Raw genomic sequence first — 3,055 nt, 5'->3', positions numbered from 1 at the left:
TGCTGGCGACACGATGCGAGGGCCAAGTTGATGGGGCCAGTGTGCCTTGCGTCTGGCCTGGCAGCCGGAAAGCCCGGCTGTCAGGGAAAACAGGCCACCTGAAGTGATCAGATAATGACCGCTGAGGCGGTAAGAGGGCCAACTTGGCGCTTGCATTGCGCAGGATCGAATTGTTCAGCGTTTCCTTAAGTGCAGGCGCTGGAGTGTTGAAATCGGTTACTAAAGAAAGGTTAGCTAAAAAATTAGAATCGGGCAAGGGAGGGCGAGGCCTGTCACCCTTGAAGCGCTTGTTATATCTCGATTTTTGTAGAGGGATGGATTAACATAATAAATAACAGAAAACTGAATGCATAATATAAAGAGGAGATATTCAAAAAGCTATGGCATCTACTAGGCGTGGAAAGTGAATGTCGATATTCAGAGCAGAAAGCCCCTACTTTGCAGCTTCATTCAATAACCTCCTTGGCAAGTCCAGATAAAAAGTTTTTTCACCTATTAACGTATTGGGGGGAGAGTTTACAAAAACAATTGCTGCCGTTTTTTGCTCAGGATCAAACGATACCACAGAAGCTACTCCCGGATCACCTCCGGTATGAGATGGAAGGCGACGCATGAACAAATAATACATCCAGTCTTCGAATTCATTATAATTAAACGATATCGCCTGGTACTGGTGCACCGAAGGATATTGAATCGTGTGATATTGCTTAATAAGGTCTTCAGAAATGAATTGATTTCCGTTTATGCGCCCACCGTCGACAATGAGTTTTACAAATTTCAGATAGTCTTTCGTAGTTGTTCGCAGCTGTCCGTCTGGAAAACCCGGATAACCGTAATGAGGTAGCATTTTAGGTGTAATATCTTTGTCCTCTTCATCGGGCAACTGGTGAGGTCGCGCAATATTTTGGTGAGGGATATTGCTGAGAAACCAATATGAATTCATCATTCCCAGCGGTTCGAAGATTTCCTGGTTCATATATTCAGAAAAACTCAATCCTGAAATCTCTTCGACCGCATACCCAAGCAGTGCGTATCCCATATTGCTGTAGGACCAATATTGTCCGGGAGTTTCTTTGTAAAAGTTTTTCTTTGGATTATAATAGTCCCCCGATATAGTGAGATAATCCTGTACAAAATCCGAAAGTGCAAGCGGCGAATCACCACCTTCTTCAATGGTATAAAGAGGATCAAGCACCTCCCAGTTGTCTTGGATGGTGGAGGTGTGGGACAAAAGCATCCGAAAAGTTATGAAGTTACTAGGATTATGAGGATTGACAACGGAGAAGGGGATATAACGGTTGATGTCATCGTCTAAATTTAACTTGCCCTCATCATGTAGCTTTAAGATAGCCAATGCCGTTACAGGTTTGGCAGATGAGGCTATCATAAAGAGCGTACTATCATTGACGACTTCGCCTGTTTTATAATTTCTGAAGCCGTAACTGCCGTGCCACTCATTTCCATCTGGACCTACGTACCCCGCCTGTATCCCGATAATTCCGGCCTGATTTTTCTTATCTATTATGTACTGATCCAGAGGCGTTGAGTTGCACGAGATCATGGTTATGGTAACCAACAGCGATAGTAGAGCTATTGAGATCGCATTTCGCATAATTAATTTATTTTGAAGATTGCCTGTTTGGAGGAATTCATTGATATGTCAGGAAATTGGTATAACGCCCGGCTCACGCGCCGGTTTGGCGCCGCGAAGCGGCGGAAAAACGATCGCTGTACAGCCGATTGTTATATCATTGAATTTCCGAAACTTCCTCTCGCAGAAGGCTCGGGATCTGATTATCCATTAAATCTGACCACTTACGCTCATATTCTTGCCGTGTCTGGAACCGGAAAAATCGGTTCTTCGTCACTTCATGTGGATTTGGCGTGATCGAGCAGGCGGCCCACTGGGCTGCCAATCAGTTAGATCATCGCGATGAAGTTGGTCTCGTTCCGGTAGCCGCGTGTGCGTGACCGCGCCGCCTGGAACAAGCCGTTCATCCCTTCCCGTCGTGCATTCGTCAGTCCCGATATCCAGCGCCTGACCACCGCGTCGGCATGCCGCTCCAGCGTCGCCAAGGCCTTCGCCATCGGCTTCAGCAGGGGCTTCTCGGAGACCGCCGCCTGCATGACCTTGAGGTAGTTTGTGATGCGCCATCGAGCCGCTCGCAGCGTCGGCGCCTTCTGAATCCAGCGCAACTTCTTCTTGATCACCCAGGCATCGGCAGTGGCGCTCTGATCGGCCACCCGTTCCTGGAGCGCCGCCAGTTGCTTGGGCGTCAGGTTCTCGTTTTCCAGGCTCTTCAGCAGTGCCCAGCGCAGCGACTTGGGGTGCCCCTGCTCGCGGCGCTCCTTCTTGCGCATCTCGTCCAGCGCCTTGGTGAAGGTCTGCACGATAGGGAACCCGTCGACCGTCACCTCGGCGTTGGGGAGGTGCTCGGCCACGCCGCTCAGGAAGGCCTGAGATATGTCGCAGACCCCTTTTTCGGCACCTCGCTGTACTTACAACTGCAGTAGTTAGTCGGGCGTATGCCTGGCGGCTTCATGGGCAGCGTCCAGCCCATGGTGGACGGCCTGGCGAAAACCGCTGTCGAGCATGGCATTCAGGCCTTCGGTAGTCGTACCGCCGTAATCGAGGAATCGTTCGACCAGCTGCGCAGGTGACGTGTTTTCTTTATCGGGTCCCGGGGGATTAATCCCCCGGGACCCGACACCTAGTTTCAAGGACTCTTTCCTGTTGCCTGCCCACAAAACCATGAGCGACTCTACTGGGTTCCTGCCAGACTCCTTATGTGATCGATTGAGTCACGCTTGGTGTCAGGGGCGGCCTCCTGTAACCGACGAGACCAGCGCAAGGTAGACTCGGCATCACCGGCGGCATGCGCCGAGCGGGCGGCGCCTTCAAGGGTATTATAGCGTTGTGGCCAGGTGCGATTCGAATTCTCGTAATTAGCCAGCGCCTTGGCCGGGCGGTCAAGGGAAAGCAGCAAATCGCCAAGGGCTTCATAGGGCGGGTACAGGGCACCCGGGGTAACCGGATGCTTCTCAGCGGTAGCTT

4 protein-coding genes and 1 pseudogene are annotated in these 3,055 nt (G+C 50.9%); 1 reads left to right on the top strand and 4 read right to left on the bottom strand.

The window, feature by feature from the left end; translation table 11 throughout:
• Nucleotides 1–433 precede the first annotated feature (433 nt).
• Nucleotides 434–1,561, bottom strand: a complete 1,128-nt coding sequence (locus tag BM341_RS18820; protein WP_175507924.1) for a serine hydrolase domain-containing protein — start codon at nucleotides 1,559–1,561, stop codon at nucleotides 434–436.
• 78 nt (nucleotides 1,562–1,639) lie between these two features.
• Between BM341_RS18820 and BM341_RS19425 the strand changes: the two genes are divergently transcribed.
• Complete coding sequence (locus BM341_RS19425; protein WP_217646270.1) at nucleotides 1,640–1,888, top strand: hypothetical protein; 249 nt, start codon at nucleotides 1,640–1,642, stop codon at nucleotides 1,886–1,888.
• Nucleotides 1,889–1,920: 32 nt separating this feature from the next.
• Here the strand turns inward: BM341_RS19425 and BM341_RS18815 are convergent.
• From BM341_RS18815 to BM341_RS19325, 3 genes and pseudogenes are all read right to left on the bottom strand, one after another.
• A pseudogene (locus tag BM341_RS18815) lies at nucleotides 1,921–2,475 on the bottom strand (transposase); the annotation flags it as partial.
• A gap of 39 nt (nucleotides 2,476–2,514) precedes the next feature.
• Entirely contained in the window at nucleotides 2,515–2,721 is a 207-nt protein-coding gene (locus BM341_RS18810) for a pyrroline-5-carboxylate reductase dimerization domain-containing protein (protein WP_245784343.1), read from the bottom strand.
• A gap of 41 nt (nucleotides 2,722–2,762) precedes the next feature.
• Nucleotides 2,763–3,055 (bottom strand): hypothetical protein (locus BM341_RS19325; protein WP_217646269.1); only part of this gene is annotated, 293 nt, incomplete at its 5' end.

Source organism: Halomonas korlensis (genome assembly GCF_900116705.1).
GTDB classification, from domain to species: domain Bacteria; phylum Pseudomonadota; class Gammaproteobacteria; order Pseudomonadales; family Halomonadaceae; genus Halomonas; species Halomonas korlensis.
Note: the sequence above shows the minus strand (reverse complement) of the source record. Positions and strands in the feature narration are given on the sequence as shown.

Excerpts from the sequence above, each read along its gene's own strand:
- BM341_RS18820 (WP_175507924.1), bottom strand. The coding sequence starts at position 1,561 with ATGATCTCGTGCAACTCAACGCCTCTGGATCAGTACATAATAGATAAG.